Raw genomic sequence first — 22,423 nt, 5'->3', positions numbered from 1 at the left:
TTCCTATTCCTCTTCACATTTTCCTAATTACCCATTACCAATTACCCATTAACCTTCGTGTCCTCGACGACATTTCCGTCTAAGATTTTAATGCGGTGGTCGGTCATATTGACGATTTTTGCATCGTGGGTGGAGAAGATAAAGGTGGTATTAAACTCGCGGCTTATGTCCTTCATCAGTGCAAGAATCTGATCGCCGGTTTTGGAATCGAGGTTTGCAGTGGGTTCGTCGGCAAGCACCAATGCAGGCTTGGTAACCAAGGCACGGGCAATAGCAACGCGCTGCCGCTGACCGCCTGAAAGCTCGTTCGATTTATGGTGCGTCCATTCGCTCAATCCGACCTTTTCAATGAGGTGCTCAATCCATTCCTTACTCTTTTCTTTGCTTTCTTTTGCCTTACCGAACAAGAGCGGAAACTCGATGTTTTCGTATACATCCAAAACAGGAATCAGGTTAAAGGATTGAAAGATAAAGCCCAGATACTCGTGGCGCAGCTGAGTGATCCGCTTGTCGAGCTTCGGCGGAATTTTTAAGCCCTTGTTTTTCCGTTTGGAAAGAGAGGTAAAGTCTTTTTCTTGATAAATTGTTTCTCCGTTTATGATAAGCTCACCGGAGGTCGGCGTATCGATCAAGCCAATCATGTTGAGCGTAGTGGATTTCCCTGAGCCGGACGGTCCGGAAATGGAAACAAATTCCCCGCTATCGATGGAAAAATTAATTCCCTTAACAGCTTCTACCAAAACCTTCCCTAAGGGATAGGTTTTGCGTAAATTCTTAACTTGTACAATGGTCATATATGATCTCCTCGAATTGTAATTACTAAAATAGCATAAAATGAGTGTGATAAGCTAATGCTTTCGACTGCTGATTTTGTAACCGTGTTTTTTATTGATCACCTGTATCGCTTTCCGTTTCAACCGGTATGGGCTTGAGTAATTCAGACAGTTCCGTATGGTATTTTTGTACGAGTTTCAAATCATCCGGATGAATTTCAAGAGGAATAGCCCCATATTCGGAATTCAAAGCGGCATAGGCAATCACCATGATTTGCAATAGTCCTGTTTTTCCGTCGAGCCCATACTTCCGGAAAAGCGCTTGCAGTTTTTTCGGCGTCGGATTCTTTTTAAGAAAAGCCGCCGGATTGGTATCTTCTCCCAGAGCAGCCTGAAAGGATTCAAACCATTGCTTTTCTTTAGAATCCTCGCCGTCCAGAATGGTATTGAGGCTTTCAAGCAGCTTTTCGTGATTTTTGATAAGCCCTTTTACAGCTTTTTCGGTTAAGTACGGTTCTGGCTGCGGTTTTTGCGATTGTGCATACAATCCGGCCATACTCAAAACAACGAGCAGGATCCCTGCTGCAATACTGTTCTTTATCATATTATCTCCTATTTGATTAACTATAGTAAACATAAGAAGGTCGAACACCGTTACGAAAAAATATGTTGTATTCCGTTTTTCATATGCGACGTCTATATGGCGGTGCTGTATTACGGCTTCCGTATTCTTCGAGATATCTAGGATAATAAGTTCGTAATGTGAGGTCAAGTATAACGTCAGAGTAAAATGTTAAAGTAAAAAATGATTTGCGATTTGCGCTAGCGGGTATGATAAACCATTTCCTTACAAAACGAGTCGATATGCCTGCTGTTTGTAGAGATTCCCTGTATTTATATTGCTCCGAAACTACCGTCGCGAAACAGGCTACCTTAAAATTTGTTTGCATTTAGCTCTGATAGGGGGTATAATAAAATCATACTATCGGGATGCTTCCAAATTTTTTGTTTTTAAAGCTATCTCGCAGTAATTAAAGGAGGTTCATGATGAAAAAAAATGTATTAAGGCTGTATCTGGATTCAAACTTGCTAAAACGAATTCTCGGTGCGTTGATACTCGGTGCAATTACCGGTATCGTACTCGGTTTTTTCCCCGATGCAGTACAACCGTACGTAACGTATACAAAATTTTTTGGCGATGTATTTATTCGATTGCTGAAAATGATTGTTGTGCCTGTCGTATTATTTTCCATTATTTGCGGTTCGGCTAGTATTGAACCGGCAAAGTTGGGGCGGATCGGCGTAAAAATCATTATCTACTATTTATTAACCAGTGCGCTTGCCGTATTCGTCGGGCTTGTATTTGCCAATCTGTTGCGTCCCGGCTTCGGTTTTTCGGTTATCGGTTCGGCGGCTGCAAAGGCGAAGATCAGTGAAGCACCTGCAATGAATCAAATCCTCTTAAAAATGATCCCCACCAATCCGATGGAAGCCCTTGCGCAAGGGGATATGCTGCCCATTATATTATTTGCAATGTTGTTCGGTTTTGCCGTTTCTTTTGTTCGCGGTTCAAAAGACGAATTGCTTCGGAAAAGCGGCGATACCGTGTTTTTCGGCTGTAATGGAGCGGCAGAGGCAATGTATAAAATCGTCGGCGGAATTATGCAATACGCGCCTATCGGCGTATTCGTTCTAATTTCCATCGTGTTTGCTCAACAGGGACCGCAGGCAATAGGGCCTCTTTTAATGGTAACGCTGTGCGCCTATCTCGGATTTGTCGTGCAAACGATTGCAGTGTATGGTGCCATCCTTGCCGCATCAAAGGTTTCTCCGATAACCTTTTTTAAGAAGATTCATGAGATTATGATCACTGCATTTGTAACTCGTTCGTCATCGGGCACGTTGCCGGTTACTATGCGCGTTGCAGAAGAAAATTTGGGGATTCCGCGCAGTATTTCTTCGTTTACGCTGCCACTCGGAGCGACAATTAATATGAACGGTACTGCCATCTATCTCGGCGTTTGCGCGATGTTTATCGGTTATGCAATCGGTTCTCCGTTGAGTCTTTCACAGCAGATTACCGTGGTGCTTACAGCGACACTGGCGGCCGTCGGCACTGCGGGTGTTCCGGGTTCGGGTGCTATTATGCTGCTGATGGTGCTCGACTCCTGCGGTTTAAAACTCACCGAAGGTTCTGCCGTAGCAGCGGCTTACGCCATGATTCTCGGAATAGACGCACTGCTTGATATGGGAAGAACCTGTATCAATGTAACAGGCGATGTGGTCGGTACGCTCATTGTTTCCAAACAGGAGGAAAAATATCAAGCGGTAAACCAAGCGAATAACTAATCTCTCCGGTCAATCAATATAAGGGAATATATAATATAACCTATATCATCAAGTAACGGATGTGTTTTTAAAAAAGGAGCGATTTTCTCCCTTGGCGCGGAGCGTTAGGGGAGAGAGGCTTTATTCCAACTTATATTGCAACAGTAAAATCCGCAGGGCTTCTCGGTTTGCAACGCCGAAATACTTACAGGCTGCCGCCATATCCTTTTTTACGACAGAAGTGCTTACATAATACCGATTGCCCAGTACTTCGTAGGTTTCACCTTGTTTAATCGAACCAAGGATAAATGCGATTTGTCGTTCCGAAAGCTCATAATCCGATAATTTTAAGGTTGAACCTTTAGGCGGCAGCGTAATTGTGGCCATTACCGTTTCCTCCGGCAGCAAAAGATACGAAAGCTTTCCTTCGAGTTTTTGATAAAGCGCGATGCATGCGGTAAGCCCGAATAGCGTCCCTAAAATTTCGAATATAACAAATATAAAGCCGAGGACAGGCCAGATTGTTACAATAACAAGCGCCCAGTAAATGCTGAGTATAATCACTTTTCTTCTGCGGTTGACAGCAAATTCTCCGTTTATAAAGCATAAGACAATCCCTATGCAGAACAGCGAAGTTCCAATGCCTATAAATCCGACAAGAGCAGCATTGCCTGCTTCGGCAAAAAAGACGATATAGGTTAATAGCTTTCTTTCAGGATGGATGATAAGAATAATGGAAAGACACACGCAGAAAGCATTCAGCGCTGCTTTGATGAAGCTCATATACGGTATAACAGATACGTACGGAATAGCTGCTTTGATATTCATTACCATTGCAAAGGTCACCATTCCGGCATTTAAGATATATAACAGACGATTCGAGGTTAGTTTTTTAGTCATAATCGGCGGTACCATATCAGAAATATTGTAAAAATTCTAGACTTTTCCCAATTCATGGTAATTACATCTAACTGCCTTTAAACAATCTCTCTTATTCTGCGATTTTGAGTAATTTGTCTAGTGTGCTTATCCTTCTTTTAAAATAAATTGTGCAAAATTTTATCCAAAATTTTGCACAAAAAGACTGGAATCAACAACTCCGACGCAGAGCGCCGAGATATTAAATCCTCGTACGAATAAAGGGTCATAATTTTGTACCTAGCCTTTCCGTTAGCCTTTGAAAAATAGACTGTTAAAAAGCGTACATCCGTGTACGCTTTTTAACGACGAGTTTGCAGTGCAAACTCGCTACTGCTTATAAGCACGAACATCCCTGTTCGTTCTGATACGTTGAATACTAGTTTCAGAAGCGGCATGGATGCCGCTGGTTCCATCAGAAGCGATGTTTCGCGCTTACGCGAAACTCGCCATGAAAAGTGTACAAGGATGTACACTTTTCATGATGCGACAACGCAGATGCCCGCATATTTTTAAAAGGGTTTGTTGCGTATGTAGGCCGGCACATCCAAATCCGTATTAGCGCCGGGGAGCTGCACACGGATAGGCTGGCGTGGAGCTTCAGCCATTGCCGGTTGGGGCGGCGGGGCTGCCGGTATTCCTGCATTCCGCGGGCCGAGACCGGGTAGGGTAGGCTGTTGCGGTGTTTGCAGCTTTGCCCATTCGCTTGCTGAAATAAAATCGTTTTGTAAAAACGACGTATGGAGCGGTTCAGGTTGAGCTGTTGCCCCTGTGGGCTGTCCCTGCTTTTGCATAAGATTCGGAATCGGATCCGTATCGGTTGGGAAACCTGTTGCAATGACCGTTACGGTGATTTTATCTTTCATGGCCTCGTCGGTTTCGTCGACGGTAATACCGTGGATAGTTTCTACATCGGGGTTGGCGTTTGCTGTAACGATTTCCATAATATCGTTGACTTCTATGGTAGAAGGCATCTCCGCTGCGTAGATATTCACCAGTATTCGCGTTGCGCCTTCGATATGCGAATCTTCCAAAAGCGGGTTGTTGATGGCATTGGTTGCCGCATCCACCGCTCGATTTTCTCCCGATCCGGTGCCGACACCCATGAGTGCATCGCCCTGACCGGCCATCGTTGAGCGGACATCCGCGAAGTCTATATTGACCAATCCGTTTTTTGTAATAATATCGGCAATGCCTTGTACTGCACGGCGCAGCACGTCATCCGCCATGACGAATGCGTCTTTTATCGTCTGCTTACTGTCTACAAGGTTTAATAAATGCTGATTTGGGATGACGACTAGCGTATCGACGTTTTGGCGAAGTTTTTCAATTCCTGCTTCGGCGGTACGCATCTTTGCACGCCCTTCAAAAGCAAATGGTTTGGTAACGACACCAACCGTTAGGGCACCCTGATCACGGGCTATCTTTGCGATAACCGGCGCCGAACCGGTACCGGTGCCGCCGCCCATACCGGCGGTGATAAACACCATGTGTGCACCGCGGACTGCATTCGCAATAATTTCGGTATCTTCCATAGCGGCTTTTTCACCTATGTCAGGTTTTCCACCGGCACCGAGTCCTCCGGTTAACTTTGATCCGATCACTAATTTCATCGGTGCTTTTGAATAATTAAGCGCCTGTACGTCGGTATTGGCAACGATAAAATCGACGTACTGTATGTTGCACTCCAACATCCTATTAACTGCATTCGAACCGCCTCCTCCCGCGCCGATTACTTTAATAACGGTGGGATTAACCGGTAACAGTTCATTTTGCTGCATTACTTGGTAATCCATATATGTTCCCTCCCCTTCTATATTAAAATAGATTTTTCCAAAAGTCTTTGAGTTTACCGATAATTTTACCCTGTTCTGCTTCCATTTTTTTCGTTTCTTCACCGGAAGCTGCCCGCTGTTTGTACTGCGATAAAATCAGTCCGAGTACGGCGGCAAATTCGGGACTGCGGTATTCTCCGGTTAAACCGCCGAAGGTTCCCGGAATACCTAATCTGACGGCGGGGGTATCGAAAATTTCGGAAGCAAGCTCCGTAGCACCCTGCATAAGCGAACCGCCGCCGCAGAGGATAACGTTACCTGCAAATCGGTTCGTAGCGATTGCAGGGCTTATTTTATCCTTTACCATCGTAAAAATTTCTGCCATTCGGGCTTGCAGAATATCGCATATATCCGCTTTTTCAATCTGTATCGGTGCCCGTCCGCCCGGAGCGGAAATCAGTACCGATTTATTATCTTCCAAAAGCGGCTGCCAACAGCATCCGTCGGTTATCTTGAGCTTTTCTGCGGTCTCGGTTGAAAGCCCTTTTACAATTGCCAAATCGTTTGTCGCATGACCTCCGCCTACGGGCAGCACGGTCGTAAGTATCGGCGCTCCGCCCGACATCACCACAATATCAGTGGTGCCGCCCCCGATATCGATGAGTACCGAACCGAGATCCTGTTCTTCCTGTGTCATAACGGATTCTACAGCGGCTAACCCATGATACATCGGTGCGTCAACTTGCAAATTGGCACGCTTCACACAGTCGACGATATTTTTGATGCAGGTAACCGACCCGGTAATAATATGCACCTCCGCTTCGATACGGACACCGATTACGTTGTGCGGATCCGCAATACCGCGCTGATCGTCGACGATATATGATTGAGGAATTACGTGCATGACACGCCTATCCATCGGAATAACAACAGCCTTTGCAGCTTCTATAACGCGGTCGATATCCTGTTGGTCTATTTCCCGATTTCCTTTTCCTTTATCGGTAACGGCGACAATACCGCGGGAATTAAGTCCTTCAATATGGGTGCCGCCGATTCCCGTAATGCAGTGCGTAATTTCCACGCCGGACATCATCTCTGCGGCTTCCACTGCCTCGTGAATTCCCTGTACGGTTTTCTCGATATTAACGACGGTTCCTTTCCGTAAGCCTTCGGAAATGCCGGTGCCCACGCCGATAATTTGCAGAACGCCTGTTTCCAGTTTTTCAGCGACAACAGCTCTGATTGCGCTGGTACCTATATCCAATCCGACTATGATATCACTCATTGGCTTCACCTCTTAAACGGTAGGAAGCGGTTCCTGCCCGTACATCCAACTCCTCAATCTTTGAACTCAGATCAAGTTCCCGTATGACATCCAACGTTAACATCATATACTGCAATCGATCCTCATTCAATGTACTGTCTGCACGTACTTTAACTTGAGTTCGCACCGGATAGAGGATAAGGTCAAAACCTCCGTATTTTTTCTGTTCAATCTTCATTTCGGAAATTTCGCTGAGTAAGGCCGGATTTTTCTTCTGCAAAAGATCCAGCTGTCTAAACAACGGCACAAGCTGCTTATGCACCTTCATTCCCGCCCGTATAGTTTGAAAAGAGAGACCGCTGATAATGGGTAACTCTTGCGGCTCTTTCTTGGATGCTGCTTTAAACACTGTTCCTGTTCTATCTATTTCCATCGGGATAGTTCGGCCGGCAACAGTTGCGAGTAATACGCCTACCGGCTTCCGTTCGGTTATTTCAATCAGAACCTTGTCCGGATATTTTTTAAGTACGTGTACTTCCGCAACGAGCGGATAACTTGCAATCCGATGCAATAACACATCTTTATCGATCTTTCCCCATTTTTCCGTGCCGGTAAGGCCTGCTGCTTTTTTTAGATCCGCTTCGAGAACGGTGTCGATTCCGGAAAACTGTATCTTTGCCGTCGAATTAAAAGGCAAGATAAAAAGATAATAAACGGAGTCACCCGCCAAAAATAACAACATCACTAAAATGATAATTTTAAGGAGCTGCTTCCCTTTTGTTTTTTTAACGGTTTGAGGTGATTGCTGCAATTCTGTGTAAGCATGGTTTTGTAAACCGATAATATCAGACATGTGAGACGCTCCTTTTTGAATAGCTTGAAACATTGATAATCAGTCCGCATAGGCAAAGACTGGTAATGAGTGAAGATCCTCCGAATGAGAAAAAGGGGAGTGGAATACCGGTTGCGGGCAGTAGGCGGACAACGACTCCTAAGTTTAAAAAAGATTGAAGGACGATTGAGGAGGCTGCTCCGAAGGCAATATAGCAGCCGAACCTGTTCTTACAGGAAAATGCAATTAAATAACCTACTGCAGTAAAGGTAAGCAAAAGTACAAGATATCCGCATACACCTAAAAAACCCATTTCCTCCGCCCATGCGACAAAAATAAAATCGGAGTATATTTCGGGGACACTTGAAATTTTATGTACGCCGTTTCCTATTCCCGTACCGTAAAGGCCGCTGCCGGCAAGTGCTTCGAGGGCTGCATTGATTTGATACCCTGTATCGAGTGGATCGCTATCGGGGGAAATAAAAGAGAGTACGCGCTTCATCCGGTAGGTGGAGGTAGCAACCATAAGTACTGCACAAGGGATGGTAATAATCAGTCCTTTAAGGAACCAAAGCAGCGGTCCTCCCGCAGCAAAAAACATGACCATGAATATAAGTATTAGAAAAATTGCACTAGAAAAATCGTTTTCAAGGTATACTAGCAATACGAATATCGATGTAATAAAAAAAGGCGGCAGTATGGCAATCAGCGGTACATCCAATTGATCAGCTTTTTTATCGAAGAAATTTGCAAGAAAGATAATGAGCAGAAGCTTGATAAATTCCGATGGTTGTAAACTAAAACCACCGATAGAGATCCAGCGGTTAGCACCATTCCGCGGCGAAGCAATGCCGGGAATAAACGGGAGCAACAGGAAGATAAAACCGGCTATCAGTAGATAGGGGAGTAATTTTCGCAAATGGTCAAAACTGAAAAATGAAAAAAAAATGAGACCGATGCAGCCTACAAGAAGATTACGGAATTGCCGGACAACGAAATAAGATGGGTCATCAAAAAAACGTTCGGCGTAATGCAGGGAGCCCGAATAGAGTACCGCAATTCCGACTCCAACCATGATGAGCACAAGCAGGATAAAAGTAAAGCTGTATCGGTCGCGATTGATGTTCTTTTCAACGGTGATAGTATGCTGTGTCATACCCGCTCCTTTTGCAGAATAGATTCAAACTGCTCCAGTTGAAGGCTTCGGGATCCCTTTAGAAACACAAAATCGTTCCGTTTTAATAGACTATCTAAGGTATCGCGGAGTTTATTTGCATCGGATTCTCTAAAGCAGAAAAAAGGCTTATTTGAAGTTTTATTTTGCTCGACGGCTGCTTTACACATCTCTTCACCGAAAAAAAATAACGCATCGGCATCGGAGGCGAAAGCTGCTGCACATACGGCGCGATGTGCTTCCGCTGATTTCGCACCCAGTTCTTTCATCGAGGCAAGTACATAAATCTTCTTGCCGTTTACTGCAATATTCGCACACAGTGCAAGCCCCGCATTCATAGAATCGGGATTGGCGTTATAGCAATCGAGCAGGTAGGTTACCGGTCCGCGGATAATTTGCGACCTTCCGAATAGTGCCTGCATGTTTTCGATGCCTGCTTTTATTGATCGCAGCGGGATATTGCAGTATTCCGCAACGGCAATCGCGGCAAAGGCATTTTGTACGTTATGGATTCCCGGGAGTGGTAAACGGATGGTTTCTCCCTTATACCGGATCTCTGTACCTGAAAGCCCTTCGAGGGTATAGGCGTCGGGAGCTGCACTGTAGGTAAAGGTTTTCCCGTGCGGTACTTCTTGTAAGAAAGCCGTATATTCGTCCTTATCGGGGACAAAGCCGACTGAGTTTTCATCAAAACAGGAAAATATTTGTTTTTTCTCGTGGGCAATGGCATCTTTGGAACCGAGTATCCCGATATGCGCGGTGCCGATATTGGTGATAACGGCAATGTTCGGTTTCAGGACTGCGGCAAGCTCCGCAATTTCTCCCTTCCGGTTCATACCAAGCTCAAAAATGCCCACTTCATGTTCTTTCGTTACGGTGAACACCGAGAGCGGCAGTCCTGTTTCCGAATTGAGGTTACCCTCATTTTTTACAGTGTGGTATTCCTGTGCAAAGATAGAGGCAAGCAGTTCTTTCGTCGTTGTTTTACCGTTTGAACCGGTTACTCCGATTTTAAGAAGCTGTGGAAATCGCTCCAGATAAGCGGCGGCGGCGTCCTGCAATGCCTTCAGCGTATGTTCAACGCGGATACAGGAGGCTTCATATCTTTTGCAGAGAGCAATAATATGCTGAGTGTTATCGTGGACGTCGAGGTGTGCTGCGTCGGCAATAATACAATCTGCTCCTTGCCGCAGGGCATGTTCGATATAACGGTGCCCGTCTTGCTGTGTACCTCGCAGCGGAATAAAAAGGGCATGGGGATTCACAGTTCTGCTGTCTGTCGTAACGGAATCGAAGCCCGCATAAGGAGAATAATTGCAAATGAATGTGCCTGCGACTGCCGTGCAGAGAGCCTCCCAACCCAATAACATGGAGCTATCCCTTCTTTTCCTTATCCAAGGAGACGCGGATAATCTGCGAGGAATCTGCTTTGTGCATATCCAATTCTTCGACGGCAATTTTTTCTATCCGCTGCGGTTTTGAGAGGATGGAAATAGCCGAAATCTTCCGTTTATTTTCTGCAATCAGGCGATTCTGCTCATCGTTATATGCGTTTACCTCACGTTCCAGTGTATTGTAAACCTGCGATTGTTTGACGGTTAAGAAAAATAAACAAGGAATACTCACGGTAAGGATGAATGCTAACAAGTGCTTCATAGCGGTTATGACCTCCTCAAAGAGAGCTTTTTTATAACACGAAGCCGGGCGCTGCGGGATGGTGCGTTACCGGCTGTCTCTTCGGCAGAGGGGCCGACCGGTTTTTTCGTAAGCAAAGCTGCACGGGGCACGCCTCCACATGTACATATCGGCATTTCAGGCGGGCAAATACAGCTTTTTGCAAGGTCTCTAAAAAAATTTTTAACGATACGATCTTCCAGCGAGTGAAAAGAGATAACGCCCATTTTGCCCTCTGCCGCAAGGCATGCAAAGGCTTTTTCCAACAGGCGCGGCAGCCGGTCAAGCTCGCTGTTCACGGCAATCCGTAGGGCTTGGAACGTCTTGGTTGCCGGATGTATGGGGCCGTGTCTGAAGCGGACGGGAACCGCATGGAATACGGTTTCGCTTAACTGTCGCGCTTCCGTAAAGGGACGGTTTTCCCGTTCCGCGACAATAGCACGAGCGATCGGCCGCGAAAACCGTTCTTCCGCATAGAGGTACAGTAGATCCGCGAGTTTTTTTTCGCTGTAGGTGTTTACAATGTCGGCGGCTGTTAGCGATTCATTCGGATTGATACGCATATCGAGCGGTTCGGCGGCGCTGAATGAAAAGCCGCGCTTTGATTCCATATAATGGAAAAGAGAAATACCGAGATCAAATAATATGAGCGATGGGGCAGGTGTATTTTGAGGATAAGCATCGAAAAAAGCATCCGACCAGCCTAAAAAAAACTGCATACGTTCGCCGAATGGGGCAAGCCGTACTTTTGCCTTTGCTTGAATGGCAGGGTCGGCATCGATACCGATAACTTTTAACTGTGGAAAGTGAGTTAAAAAGGCCTCACTGTGGCCGCCTTCGCCTAATGTTCCGTCGATAAGAAGCGGATCGGATGTTTCCGGAGCAAGTAATTCCAGGCATTCTTGTAATAAAACCGGTGTGTGTATAAAGTTCATACATGTTAAAAACGAATAAGCCCCAAGTCCTCGCTCGCTTGATGGAAATCCGCCTCGCTTCCCTCCAGATAAGCCCGATATTCAGCCGCATCCCATAATTCAAGATAACGGTTGATGCCCAATAGCACGCAGTCTTTTTCGAGCTGCGCGTATTCACGTAAACTTTGGGGTATTGAAACACGTCCCGCCTTATCAATGTCTATTTCCTGCGCCGGAGCGATAAGTCTGCGCAGGACAAGACGGGAGTTTGCCTGAAACAATGAAGCGGATTGCATAACTTTTTCGGATAGCAATGCCCATTCTTCAGGAGGAAATATCCATAGACAGCGGTCAATTCCCCGGGTAATCACAATCTGAGAGCCCGGCAGTAAACAGCGTAGTTTTGCAGGAAACATAATACGCCCTTTTTCATCAAGCGTATTATTATACTCTCCTGAGAACGCACTTTTTTCCACTTTTATCTACTTTCCTCCACTTTTACCCACCTTTCTTCATTTTACCGGTAAAATAATAAATGTCAATGCTTTTTTTGCCGATATTATGCAGCAAATGTATCAGACATTTTTTTATATCCTCGCGGAAAAATTGAGACTATTCGACCAGAGTTGAACCTTTTCCCTGATTAAATCCTCTAGTAGGAAGTGCAAAAAAACGTTATTTTATCGATAGGAGGATTGTATGATAGCTTTTAAATATGTGAAAAAAATTACACTGCTCTTGCTGTTGAGCATCGCGCTTACTGCCTGTACGACTACGGGACAGGGTAAGCGGCCGTCAGAATTATCGAGGCCGGTACTGATAGAGCGCCCCGAACGTTTTTTTTGGGAGATAAGGGGTAATAAGGGCTCCGTCTATGTACTCGGAACTATTCATGTTGCCGATAAAAGTTTTTATCCGCTTGAAAAGAATGTGCTGCGTGCCTTCGATAAAGCCGATCGGTTGGTGAGTGAGCTCGGTGGTATGGCCGAAATGGAAGCTCTCGTCGGTGAGATGCAAACCGTTATTATGAAAAATATGAATACCGACCCCAAAAAGAGTTTACTTAATGTCTTATCAGAGGATGAACTTGTTTTTCTGTATGAAATGATCGGCGATGATACGGTACATCAGTTTGCCTTATTTAATCCGTGGGTATTAAATACGGTACTGGCACAGTTATTGACGATTAAGGCTGGTTTGCTGCCTGGAGACGGTATCGATATGTATTTGATGCAGCGGGCTGAAAATAAAAAAATCGAGGCGCTCGATACGGTAGAACAGCAACTCGCAGCGTTATCGTACGGTACTTTTGACGATCAGCTTGCTATATTAAAGGATTCTATACAAGCGTTGCGAGATATTGATAAGAGTACGGAAGCGATGCATAAAATTCGGGATCTTTATCTAAGCAATAATCGAAAAGAGCTCTCATCCCTGCTTGTCGAATTACTCTTGGAAGTACCGTCTTCTTTCTCTGAAAAGAAAGCGCAAGCCTATATTGATGCATTGTTGACCGATCGGAATCGAATATGGGCGCAGAAATTCGACGAGTACTTGCACGAAGGTGGCAATACGTTTGTCTTTGCAGGTAGTGCGCACTTCCTTGGAAAGTCAAGTGTTTTTGAAATTATGCGGCAGAAGAATATGCTTGAGTAAAGCGACAGTGCCGCTTTAACAGTTGAAAACCTCTAAAATCTCTCGTCCTTAGATGAGCCGACTATTCCTTCTTGCCGAAGCCATACTCGTCCCGTTCAGGAGGTGTGTACCAATCAACGGCAAACCAAAGGTTGGGGTCGGCAAGGTCTTGTGCAATTTTTCCGAGTGCGACCTTTGCCGTCGTTTCTGCGATAAGATAGCGTTTGCCGTTGTGCGTAAAACGGGCGCCTTCTCCGGTGCAGTCTACGGCGGCAACCGCATGGCTTTGTCCGGGAGCAATCATCAAGATTGAATCGATGTTGAAATGCTGCAATATCACCGCCATCAACAGCGCACGGCTGTCGCAATCGCCGCTCTGATCGGTACACACAGCCGGTATGTTTAAAAAGTCAGCCCCGTTTTCATCCCGCTTGTAGGTAAAGTTCTGCATCCATGCAAGCAAAGAAGCGGCAACGGCTTCTGCCGAAGGCATTTTCCCTTCTTTACTCACCTCGATTAATTCCTTTTCCAGCATCAGCGAAAGATGGCGGCAGCGAGCAATACTGTCGCGATAAATCATCCGGTAATAGCGCTGCCATGCTTTTTGCTGCAGCGGGGAATTGAGGTAGCGTGTCAGCAGGGCAAATTCGCGGTCTATTACTGCCTGGTTCGCTTCGGAATCGGAGCGGTCAAAATGCACGAGAAGTTTTTTTCCATTAAAGAGCACTTCTTTTTTTACCGTTCCTTCTTTGGGATAAACGGCCTGAATCATCGGGCCGGGTTCAAAAAAGGACTGACGGCTGATGAACACCGCATCCAAGCAGGAAATCATCATCGGCTCATATTCCTGCGCTTTTGCCGCCTGTGTTGTTGTTAAGACAACCAGCCATCCCTTTTGTTCGGCGAGCGGCTGCACCAAAAGCCACCCCGCCTGTTTTTGGTTTTGCTGTGTAAATTGAAGGTTTGCAACGAGTGCGGGGTTGCCCTGCATCAAAAATTGTATCGCCTTTTTCTGCGCTTTCAGTTGAGAAAAAATATGCTCTGCCGCAGCGGTTACCGTACCGAACTGCTGATACGGGTAGAGCGCAACCTGTAATCCGACGGGGATAATTGTATTTTGATAAAGATAGCGGGAATTATCCCGTGAATTCACCTGTCTGAATCCCTCCGGTAAATCTAATGTATAGCCTAATGAAGGATTGCTGATCAGTTCCGCCCGAAGCGGATAGCCGATACAAAACGATAAAAGAATGAAACATAACAAGTGCTGAAATTTTTTCCGATTCATCATATACTCCCCACTATGCACAATAGTCAACAAAATATTGTAAAGAAATCCATTCCGATTGTATACGAGGACGAGTCAATTTGTATCGTTAATAAGCCTTACGGTATTCCGGTACAGGGCGGCGCGCATATTTCCGTGTGCCTTACCGAGATTTTAAGCAAGCAGCTCAGGACAGAAATATTTCCGGTACACCGGCTGGATAAAGAGACTTCCGGCTTATTGGTAGTTGCAAAAAACGCCTCCACCGCCCGTTCGTGCCGTACCTTGTTTGAGTCGCGGGCGGTCGAAAAGGGATATCTTGCATTATGCTTCGGCAGTTTTGAACATTCTGTAAATAAAAAAATACTGAAACCTATTCCGAAAGAAGGCATTATCGATACGCCGATTATGGAAAACGGCACGCCAAAGCCTGCCTCAAGTGCATACAAACTGCTTGCAGGTACTGACGCATACAGCTTGTTCTCCGTCCGATTGCATACCGGCAGAATGCACCAAATCCGTATTCACCTTGCCGGTATCGGCTGCCCGATTATCGGCGACGATAAGCACGGAAACTTTGCGTTAAATAAACAGCTTTGGAAAACCGCCCGCATTAAAAAGCTCCAGCTCTGCGCATACCGCCTCCGATTTCCTATCGGCGGCACGCTTCGCCTTTTTACCGTGCCGGTACCCGAACATATACAGGCCGCACTCGATGTATTGATACCGGAAGGGATATATGGCCTTCCTTGACAGGTGCATAACCGCAGGGTATAGTTTTAATACTATGCACTATAAAGTTTTATTCAGAATAGAAAAGCTTCAGTTGATCGCTAAATTGCAAAGTAAATTAGTCAATTACCGAAATTATTGCAAAGAAACCGGCGATACGGCGGAAATTGAAATCGTATTTGCCGGAGACGTTGTACAATATTTTAAGAATCTTGAAAATGATTTTACGGACTGCGGTTGCGACATAGCTCTGTGCCATAATGCCTTAGCGGGGCAGGGGATGGACGACATACAGTATAAAAATATCAGAACCGTACGTGCCGGAATCGGAGAAATCATCAAACGGAAAGCAGAAGGCTTTATCGAGTATACGATTGAGTAAAAAGAGAAAGAGGGGAGGTACCCTCTTTAAAAGAGTTCACCGCTAAAAGCCTCAATTCTGTACATTATTCTGTGTACTTTCGCTCCTCGTTTTGACTCTCCGTCACGAGGTCAAGCAGCGCCTGCCGTTCTTTTGCGGTAAGGTCGCGGAATTCTCCTGCTTTCAGGGTGCCCAGCTCGAGGTTCCCGATGCGAACCCGCACCAGCCGCTTTATCGTGCAGTTAAATGAATCCAGTACGCGGCGGATTTCTCTATTCTTTCCTTCGACAAGTACAATCCGCAGCTTACGGCGGTTAATGGCAGCGGCTGAACGGCATTTGTAAAAAATGCCGTCAACGCGGATACCGCGTTCAAAGCGGGTGAGCAGCTCCGGCGGAAAGTCCTGCGTGGTTTCGATGACATATTCCTTTTCGATCTGCGCCGACGGGTGTTCTATCTTTGCCGCAAAATCCCCGTCGTTGGTAAAGAGGATTGCTCCGCTCGAAAACATATCGAGCCTGCCGATGTTGTAGAGCCGCTCGCTGTAGGTTTCTTTTAAAAGATCCGCAGCAGTGGGACGCCCTTTTTCGTCAGAGAGCGTGCAGACAAAGCCCGCCGGTTTGTTCAATAGTACGTAGCATTTGCACGTTTCGGGATGCACCGGCTTCCCGTCAAGGAGTACCGTATCTCCGGCGCGTACCTTGCTGCCCATGTCGGTAACAAGCGTTCCGTTCACGGAAACACGCCCCTCCGCGATAATCTTTTCGCAGGCGCGCCGCGACGCCACCCCCGCATGGGCAAGATACACTTGCAGCCGCATCTCCTGCTTGTCGCTTTTTCCGTTATCTTCGGGAGCTGTACCGTTGTTGAAATATTCGGTTCGCTTGCCGTTGTTTTCGTTACCTTCATTATGGGTGCCGTGATCGAAAGATTTTATCCGTTTGCTGTCGAAAGCTCGGGGCGATTTGGAAAAATGATTGTTATCGCGCAAGTTCGAACCGCTCCTGCTCCGTTTCATCCATCTTGGGTAAGTCCGCGATGCTGTTTAAACCGAATACTTTTAAAAATTCCTTGGTCGTGCCGAATTGCACCGGCTTTCCGGGAATGTCTTTTTTCCCCACTTCTTTAATCAGCTCTTTTTCTACCAAAAGCCTAATCATCGTGTCGGCGGAAACTCCGCGGATTGCCTCGATTTCGGCACGGGTTATCGGCTGAGAATAGGCGATAATCGACAGCGTTTCCATTGCGGCACGTGAAAGCCGGTTTTCGTTCTTTTTACCATAGCGGTCTTTCAATGCATCCCAAAATTCTTTTTTAGGCGTGATAATCCAGCCGCCCATCATCTGTGTAATTTCGATACCGCTCGAACCTTCCGAATATGAATCTTTCAGATTTTTAATACATTCTTTTACGACATCGACCGATAAGCCTGCAATTTTACTGATTGCAGCGTCGTCAAGCGGCTCTCCTTCCAAATAGAGGATTGCCTCTACGAGGGCTGTTTCTTTTTCCATTTTATACTCCGTCATCATTGCGGGCAGCTTCCCACGGGCGTATTTTTATATCGCCGAACATCCTGTTTTGCCAGATACTTGCCATCCTGAATTTGACCGCCTCAAGCAGCGCCATAAAAGCGCAAATAACATCCAGCAGATTGCCCTTCCGTACAATCAAATCGGTAAAGAGGCATTCGCCCTTTTCTTCCAAAAATTCGTTCATCAGCGTCAGCTTTTCGTTTACGGACACTTCTTCGTACAGGTCAAGAATTTGTTCCGAGTTATAATTGGACATCAGTTTTGAGAACGTCCGTAAAAGCTCCCACGTATCAACCCGCTCCCACAGGTTTTCTTCGGTAAAGGGAAGCGCGTGCTGTATTTTCTTGCGCTCAAAAAACCATTCGGCTTCGCTTTCTTTTTCTTCCATTAAAACCGACAGTTTTTTAAATTTCTGATACTCAATCAGCTTGTTGACCAATTCCGTACGCGGGTCTTCGATATCCTCATCGTCCGGATCGATCTCGACGGGAAGGAGCATCTTGCTTTTAATATAGACAAGGTGTGCTGCAAGTTCATAAAACTCGGTTAAGCTATCCAGATTGAGGCTTACCGCGTAATCGAGATATTCAAGGTACTGTTCGGTTATATCGCTGATGGGAATATCGTAGATATTGATCTCATTTTTCTTAATTAAAAAGAGCAAAAGGTCGAGCGGCCCTTCAAAATCATTGACTTTAAACGCAGTCAGCGCTTCGGCGTTCTGTTCTTCGTGCTTTTCATCTTCGTCAGTTATCATGGGCGGTATTATATCGAAGAATAGAACTTTTGAAAATATACGGCGCATCTACATCGTCTCTTTTCAAAAGCGCTGGGGATACGGCGCATCTACCACATCAGAGACTTTTTCGTACGCCTTGATCGGGTAGGGCAGCGAGTGCGGCGGCGAGCGGCTGGTGCGTAACGGGATTACGGTAATCAGGATACAGTTCCAGCAAGGGAATGAGTGCGAAGGCTCGCCGGTATACCGCGGGGTGCGGGATGATAAGCGGAGGATTATCGAGCTTAACAATTTGACTTCCGAAAAAGAGAATATCGATGTCGAGTGTGCGGGGGCCTTTGGGAATCTCGGCTTCACGGTTTCTGCCGTAATCCGCTTCAATCTGCTGGAGTGTTTTAAGCAGTGATGCGGGACTTCCTGCATAGTTTCCCGATACAACCATGTTGTAAAAATCGTCCTGATCGAGGTAATCCTGCGGTTTTGTAATATAGACGGATGAGGTACGGATTCCGCTTAAGAATGATGCGAGCCGTTTAATGGCCTCTGCAAGGATTACTTTTGAATCTCCGCGATTGGAGCCAAGTCCCAATATAATTGTTTCCATAACTAAAATTTTCGGCCTCTTTACAAAAAAATAGTATACTTTTATAGTAGTGATATTATTTCACATTGTCATCATTGAGAACAAAGGAGATACTAAAGCGGTATGAGTAAATTTTTGGCGGATGCCTCTTTTTGGGAGCTTTTTCCTCAAGCGCAGCTCGGTGTGGTGTTGTTAAAGGGAATTGATAATAGCGGCGAAAGTGTCCGTGATATAAAGGTATTACTTTCGCGGAGTAATGCCGATGCGGAAAAATTTTTGGTAAAAAATGTGTTCAGCGAAAACCCCGTTATCGCTATCTGGCGGGATGCGTATCGGAAGTTTAAGACGAAGAAAGGCGTCCGATGCAGTATCGAGGCGCTGCTCAAGCGGGTGGAAAAACAGAATCCCGTTTCGTATATCAATCCGCTGGTAGATATTTACAATGCCGCATCATTGCAATTCGGTTTACCGTGCGGTGCGGAAGATAGCGATGCCTTTGACGGCGATTTGATCCTCGGTATTACAAAGGGCGGCGATGATTTTTTTGCGCTCGGCGATGAAGAGCATAGCCAAACCCTGGAAGGGGAGTTGTGCTATCGCGATAATAAAGGCGCCGTCTGCCGCTGTTTTAATTGGCGTGATGGGCAGCGCACGATGATTACGGAAAATACGAAAAATGCGTTTATCATCATGGAAAATCTCGATCCTGCCCGCTTGGAAGACTTAAAAGCCGCATTGGCGCTTATCGGCGAATATGCTCAAAAGTACCTTGGAGCCTCGGTTACAACTGAAATTTTGACGCAAGCGAATCCTTCTATAGAGTTGTAAATAGTATAAAGCTGAGGATCTTGGACGTTTGGATATCGTATCCTTAGGTTTGCAAGCCCTCAGCTTTTTTATTCGCGCGGAGGCGTAAAAGAAACAAGACTCCGGTTATATTCCCACTCCTAAATCGGCAATTGTTGTTTTGTTAAGCGAATCTGCCATTGCTTGTTGCGCCTCTTGCAATGCAGCATCGAGCACGCGGTGAATCTTGCTTCCGACAGGGCATTGCGGATTCGGATTCGGATGGAAATTGAAAATCTCCCGTTCCTCTGCACCCTCATTGATTGCGTTGTATACATCCAGCAACGTGATTGTATCAGGCTTCCGTGCCAAGTATGAACCGCCGACCCCTGCCGCAGTTCTTACCAATCCCGCCTTTTGCAGCTGCAGCAAAATCTTCCGTATGATAACAGCATTGACACCCGTGCTTGCAGAAATAAAATCCGAAGTAACGCGCATATCCTTTTCAAAATATTGAATGCACAAAAGCGTATGAACCGCTGCTGTAAAACGAACACTGATTTTCATATTCCACCCTTATCTCATTTTTTTATAATAGCGCCTGCAAAACCTCGCCAATGTCATCATTGATACAGAGCGACCGTTTTTCTATTTCGTACGGTGCAAACGCTTCCCCAAAATTTATACAAACATACTGCGCATTCGGATTTTTTGCCGTCATCTGCCAAAACGGATACTTTATAATTCCGGGAGTGTTTCTTCCAACACCCAGTTCAAGAAACAACACGTTCCCCGCTCCTTCTTGTTGACCGGAACGGCTTGTTATATTCCGGCTTTGTAAAAATGTTTCATATTGACTAGCAGCCTGATCCCAGCCCTCGTCTGTAACAAACGTGTCATCTGCCCGAAGGTTCATACTCATCGGTTTTCCGCAAACAGGACAATGCGGTACAAGTTCTGACGGGATTTTCATCTCGTTGCGGAATTCCCACATTGCACGGATTTGTTTTTCGTTGTCATAGGTTTTGTGATGACACGGTTCACTGCATTGAAACAGCCCGTAGTCGCCCTGCGTATAAAACAGCCGCTTCTTGTCAAAACCCGCTTTTTGGAAGCAATGGTCTACGTTTGTCGTAAGCACAAAATAGTCTTTGTTCCGCACAAGCGAAAGTATGTTGTTATAAACCGGTTTGGGCGGATCCATATAACGGTTTATCATAATATAGCGGCTCCAGTATGCCCAACGTTCTTCAAGCGAGGCAAAAGGAGCAAATCCGCCTGAATACATATCCTGAAAACCGTACTTGACCGCAAAATCGGAAAAGTATTTTTCAAACCGCTCACCCGAATAGGTGAAACCTGCCGAAGTGGAAAGACCGCTCCCTGCGCCGATAACAACGGTTTCCGCTTCGGAAATAATCTGTTTTAATTGCTCAATAGCTTCTCTCATATAAAATCCTCCGGTAAATCCCTTCGTCTTGCACATGCAAAAACGCTTCACGTGCAGGAATAGCATGACGCCCATTCACCAGCGAACGGAAAAAAAGTTGGTTGTTCTTATGAATTTACATCTATGACTATACAGCGGCTTGATTGTAATGTCAATAGAACTTCTGGATTTTTTTATCCGGCTAACACCGTTTAGTCTCTCTGTTGGGGCTGATCGGTGTTTTTTTATCGTTTTCCCTCTTTACTAAATAATAATATATCGTTATAATACTATCTATAAAATAAAAGAGTGTTGAACTATCCGTTTAAACATAGGTAAAACGGCAGCACATAACACCTCTTTTAATGAATAGGAGTATAAATTATGAAGTACGCAACATTCAGTATCCCCCCGAAAATTGTACACGGGGTGGGAGCCTTGGAATTCCTTTCTACCTTGGAAGGAAAGAAAGCCGCTATTGTTACCGGTGGAAGCTCGATGAAAAAATTCGGCTTTGTCGATGAAGCGAAAGGCTATCTGGAAAAAGCAGGTATGCAAGTGCTGGTCATCGACGGCGTAGAACCCGATCCTTCCGTTAAAACCTGTAAAGAAGGCGGCGCAAAGATGGCAGCCTTTAATCCCGACTGGATTGTCGCATTGGGCGGCGGTTCTGCAATGGATGCTGCAAAAATCATGTGGGTGTACTACGAATATCCCGGTTATAACTTTGACGATTTAGCTGCCTTTAAATTTCCCAAGCTGCGGACAAAAGCAAAGCTGGTCGGTGTTCCTTCTACCTCCGGAACCGCTTCCGAAATTACCGCTTTCTCCGTTATTACCGACACGGAAAAGAATATCAAGTATCCGCTCGTAAGCCCTGATATTATCCCCGACATTGCGATTGTTGATGATAGAATCCCTGCAAAAATGCCGCCGCTGGTAACCGCTCAGACCGGTATGGACGTTATGACTCACGCGATCGAAGCATACGTGTCTACCGCTCATGACGATTACACCGACCCCTATGCGCTTGAGGCAATCCGGCTGGTATTCGAGTATCTGGAACGGGCTGTTGCAAACGGGAACGATATGGAAGCACGCGGAAAAATGCACACGGCATCTACGGTTGCCGGTATCGCATTCAGCAACTGCTCACTCGGTATCGTACACTCGATGGCGCATAAGATCGGCGGTGAATTCCATCTGACACACGGTGAAGCGAATGCAATCATGCTTCCGTATATTATCAACTATAATAGGAAAGAAACCGACCGCTACAGCAAGCTGGAAGGAGCTTTGGGTATCGACGATATTGCAAAGGCTGTCTCTGCCTTGAACCGGAAAGTCGGTATCACCCGCACTATTCAGGAAGGCAAGAATACCGTTATTGCAGAAGATAAGTTCCTCAAGGTATTGGATTTGATGAGCGAAAGAGCCTTTAACGATGCGTGTACGCTGACCAACCCACGCAAAACCTCTCCCGCCGATATTAAGAAGATTTACCTTGCAGCCTATTACGGCAAGGAAATTGATTTTTAAAAATATAAACATTTCAGGAGAAGAGCAATCGCATCAGATAGATAAATAAAAATCGCAGAATAAGTGAGGTTGGGCAAGCATTTGAGACGCAACGCGGCGAAATTCTGCTTGAACGACCTCACTTATTCTGCGGGGCTGTTAAAAATAGTCTGATGCGATTGCTCT

The 22,423-nt window shown here is 45.7% G+C and carries 24 protein-coding genes; 6 read left to right on the top strand and 18 right to left on the bottom strand.

The features are described from left to right. Positions 1 to 41: 41 nt before the first annotated feature. Both ABH09_RS08400 and ABH09_RS08395 read right to left on the bottom strand, forming a co-directional pair. The gene (locus ABH09_RS08400; protein WP_253714055.1) at positions 42 to 794 is read right to left on the bottom strand and encodes an ABC transporter ATP-binding protein; all 753 of its coding nucleotides are present in this window, start codon (positions 792 to 794) and stop codon (positions 42 to 44) included. A gap of 91 nt (positions 795 to 885) precedes the next feature. Then, complete coding sequence (locus ABH09_RS08395) at positions 886 to 1,377, bottom strand: hypothetical protein (RefSeq protein ID WP_253714054.1); 492 nt, start codon at positions 1,375 to 1,377, stop codon at positions 886 to 888. A gap of 443 nt (positions 1,378 to 1,820) precedes the next feature. Here ABH09_RS08395 and ABH09_RS08390 point away from each other — a divergent pair, with 443 nt between their 5' ends. Continuing rightward, positions 1,821 to 3,122, top strand: a complete 1,302-nt coding sequence (locus ABH09_RS08390; protein ID WP_230977638.1) for a dicarboxylate/amino acid:cation symporter — start codon at positions 1,821 to 1,823, stop codon at positions 3,120 to 3,122. 120 nt (positions 3,123 to 3,242) lie between these two features. Here ABH09_RS08390 and ABH09_RS08385 read toward each other — a convergent pair whose 3' ends face one another. The 9 genes from ABH09_RS08385 to mraZ form a co-directional block, all read right to left on the bottom strand. Continuing rightward, positions 3,243 to 4,001 carry a hypothetical protein gene (locus ABH09_RS08385; protein ID WP_253714053.1) on the bottom strand — a complete coding sequence of 253 codons (759 nt, stop codon included), beginning with the start codon at positions 3,999 to 4,001 and terminating at the stop codon, positions 3,243 to 3,245. Positions 4,002 to 4,531: 530 nt separating this feature from the next. After that, a complete protein-coding gene (ftsZ, locus tag ABH09_RS08380; RefSeq protein WP_253714052.1) occupies positions 4,532 to 5,815 on the bottom strand; it encodes a cell division protein FtsZ in 1,284 nt (427 codons plus the stop codon). 22 nt (positions 5,816 to 5,837) lie between these two features. After that, entirely contained in the window at positions 5,838 to 7,079 is a 1,242-nt protein-coding gene (ftsA, locus tag ABH09_RS08375) for a cell division protein FtsA (RefSeq protein ID WP_253714051.1), read from the bottom strand. Continuing rightward, positions 7,072 to 7,911, bottom strand: coding sequence for a cell division protein FtsQ/DivIB (locus tag ABH09_RS08370; RefSeq protein ID WP_253714050.1), 840 nt, complete (start codon positions 7,909 to 7,911; stop codon positions 7,072 to 7,074). Before ABH09_RS08370 ends, ftsA begins: the two co-directional genes overlap by 8 nt. Further along, the gene (ftsW, locus tag ABH09_RS08365) at positions 7,904 to 9,046 is read right to left on the bottom strand and encodes a putative lipid II flippase FtsW (RefSeq protein ID WP_253714049.1); all 1,143 of its coding nucleotides are present in this window, start codon (positions 9,044 to 9,046) and stop codon (positions 7,904 to 7,906) included. The genes ABH09_RS08370 and ftsW overlap by 8 nt, the downstream gene beginning before the upstream one ends. Next, the gene (gene murF / locus ABH09_RS08360) at positions 9,043 to 10,434 is read right to left on the bottom strand and encodes a UDP-N-acetylmuramoyl-tripeptide--D-alanyl-D-alanine ligase (RefSeq protein WP_253714048.1); all 1,392 of its coding nucleotides are present in this window, start codon (positions 10,432 to 10,434) and stop codon (positions 9,043 to 9,045) included. The genes ftsW and murF overlap by 4 nt, the downstream gene beginning before the upstream one ends. Before the next feature lie 4 nt (positions 10,435 to 10,438). Next, entirely contained in the window at positions 10,439 to 10,720 is a 282-nt protein-coding gene (locus tag ABH09_RS08355; RefSeq protein ID WP_162663869.1) for an FtsB/FtsL family cell division protein, read from the bottom strand. Positions 10,721 to 10,725: 5 nt separating this feature from the next. Continuing rightward, positions 10,726 to 11,673, bottom strand: coding sequence for a 16S rRNA (cytosine(1402)-N(4))-methyltransferase RsmH (gene rsmH / locus ABH09_RS08350; protein ID WP_162663868.1), 948 nt, complete (start codon positions 11,671 to 11,673; stop codon positions 10,726 to 10,728). Positions 11,674 to 11,678: 5 nt separating this feature from the next. After that, the gene (mraZ, locus tag ABH09_RS08345) at positions 11,679 to 12,128 is read right to left on the bottom strand and encodes a division/cell wall cluster transcriptional repressor MraZ (RefSeq protein ID WP_253714047.1); all 450 of its coding nucleotides are present in this window, start codon (positions 12,126 to 12,128) and stop codon (positions 11,679 to 11,681) included. A gap of 223 nt (positions 12,129 to 12,351) precedes the next feature. Between mraZ and ABH09_RS08340 the strand changes: the two genes are divergently transcribed. Beyond that, positions 12,352 to 13,308, top strand: a complete 957-nt coding sequence (locus tag ABH09_RS08340) for a TraB/GumN family protein (RefSeq protein ID WP_162663867.1) — start codon at positions 12,352 to 12,354, stop codon at positions 13,306 to 13,308. Positions 13,309 to 13,369: 61 nt separating this feature from the next. Here ABH09_RS08340 and ABH09_RS08335 read toward each other — a convergent pair whose 3' ends face one another. Next, positions 13,370 to 14,575 carry a hypothetical protein gene (locus ABH09_RS08335; protein ID WP_253714046.1) on the bottom strand — a complete coding sequence of 402 codons (1,206 nt, stop codon included), beginning with the start codon at positions 14,573 to 14,575 and terminating at the stop codon, positions 13,370 to 13,372. Here ABH09_RS08335 and ABH09_RS08330 point away from each other — a divergent pair. Together ABH09_RS08330 and ABH09_RS08325 are read left to right on the top strand one after the other, a co-directional pair. Continuing rightward, entirely contained in the window at positions 14,552 to 15,307 is a 756-nt protein-coding gene (locus ABH09_RS08330) for an RluA family pseudouridine synthase (RefSeq protein ID WP_253714045.1), read from the top strand. The two genes, ABH09_RS08335 and ABH09_RS08330, sit on opposite strands and share 24 nt — an antisense overlap. A 34-nt stretch (positions 15,308 to 15,341) precedes the next feature. Then, entirely contained in the window at positions 15,342 to 15,668 is a 327-nt protein-coding gene (locus ABH09_RS08325) for a DsrE family protein (RefSeq protein ID WP_253714044.1), read from the top strand. A 64-nt stretch (positions 15,669 to 15,732) separates the two neighbouring features. Here the strand turns inward: ABH09_RS08325 and ABH09_RS08320 are convergent, their stop codons facing one another. The 4 genes from ABH09_RS08320 to folK all read right to left on the bottom strand — a co-directional run bounded on the left by ABH09_RS08320 (position 15,733) and on the right by folK (position 18,525). Continuing rightward, positions 15,733 to 16,467: a pseudouridine synthase gene (locus ABH09_RS08320; RefSeq protein ID WP_253715757.1), complete on the bottom strand. Its 735-nt coding sequence runs from the start codon at positions 16,465 to 16,467 to the stop codon at positions 15,733 to 15,735. A 160-nt stretch (positions 16,468 to 16,627) separates the two neighbouring features. Continuing rightward, positions 16,628 to 17,161 carry an SMC-Scp complex subunit ScpB gene (gene scpB, locus ABH09_RS08315; protein ID WP_006189743.1) on the bottom strand — a complete coding sequence of 178 codons (534 nt, stop codon included), beginning with the start codon at positions 17,159 to 17,161 and terminating at the stop codon, positions 16,628 to 16,630. Between the two features lies 1 nt (position 17,162). Further along, complete coding sequence (locus tag ABH09_RS08310) at positions 17,163 to 17,939, bottom strand: segregation and condensation protein A (RefSeq protein WP_253715756.1); 777 nt, start codon at positions 17,937 to 17,939, stop codon at positions 17,163 to 17,165. A 97-nt stretch (positions 17,940 to 18,036) separates the two neighbouring features. Next, a complete protein-coding gene (folK, locus tag ABH09_RS08305; RefSeq protein ID WP_253714043.1) occupies positions 18,037 to 18,525 on the bottom strand; it encodes a 2-amino-4-hydroxy-6-hydroxymethyldihydropteridine diphosphokinase in 489 nt (162 codons plus the stop codon). A gap of 102 nt (positions 18,526 to 18,627) precedes the next feature. On the opposite strand from folK, the gene ABH09_RS08300 reads away from it, so the two are divergent. Beyond that, positions 18,628 to 19,332: a B3/B4 domain-containing protein gene (locus ABH09_RS08300; RefSeq protein ID WP_253714042.1), complete on the top strand. Its 705-nt coding sequence runs from the start codon at positions 18,628 to 18,630 to the stop codon at positions 19,330 to 19,332. A 105-nt stretch (positions 19,333 to 19,437) separates the two neighbouring features. Here the strand turns inward: ABH09_RS08300 and ABH09_RS08295 are convergent, their stop codons facing one another. Then, positions 19,438 to 19,857, bottom strand: a complete 420-nt coding sequence (locus ABH09_RS08295; RefSeq protein ID WP_253714041.1) for an Rrf2 family transcriptional regulator — start codon at positions 19,855 to 19,857, stop codon at positions 19,438 to 19,440. 22 nt (positions 19,858 to 19,879) lie between these two features. Next, positions 19,880 to 20,740 (bottom strand): SIR2 family NAD-dependent protein deacylase, encoded by an 861-nt coding sequence (locus ABH09_RS08290; protein ID WP_253714040.1) that lies wholly within the window; start codon positions 20,738 to 20,740, stop codon positions 19,880 to 19,882. 363 nt (positions 20,741 to 21,103) lie between these two features. Between ABH09_RS08290 and ABH09_RS08285 the strand changes: the two genes are divergently transcribed. Next, positions 21,104 to 22,258 carry an iron-containing alcohol dehydrogenase gene (locus ABH09_RS08285; protein WP_253714039.1) on the top strand — a complete coding sequence of 385 codons (1,155 nt, stop codon included), beginning with the start codon at positions 21,104 to 21,106 and terminating at the stop codon, positions 22,256 to 22,258. The last annotated feature ends 165 nt before the right edge of the window (positions 22,259 to 22,423 follow it).

Source organism: Treponema sp. OMZ 803 (assembly GCF_024181165.1).
GTDB lineage: Bacteria > Spirochaetota > Spirochaetia > Treponematales > Treponemataceae > Treponema.
The sequence above is the reverse complement of the archived record's forward strand: the minus strand, read 5'-3'. Positions and strand labels throughout refer to the sequence as shown.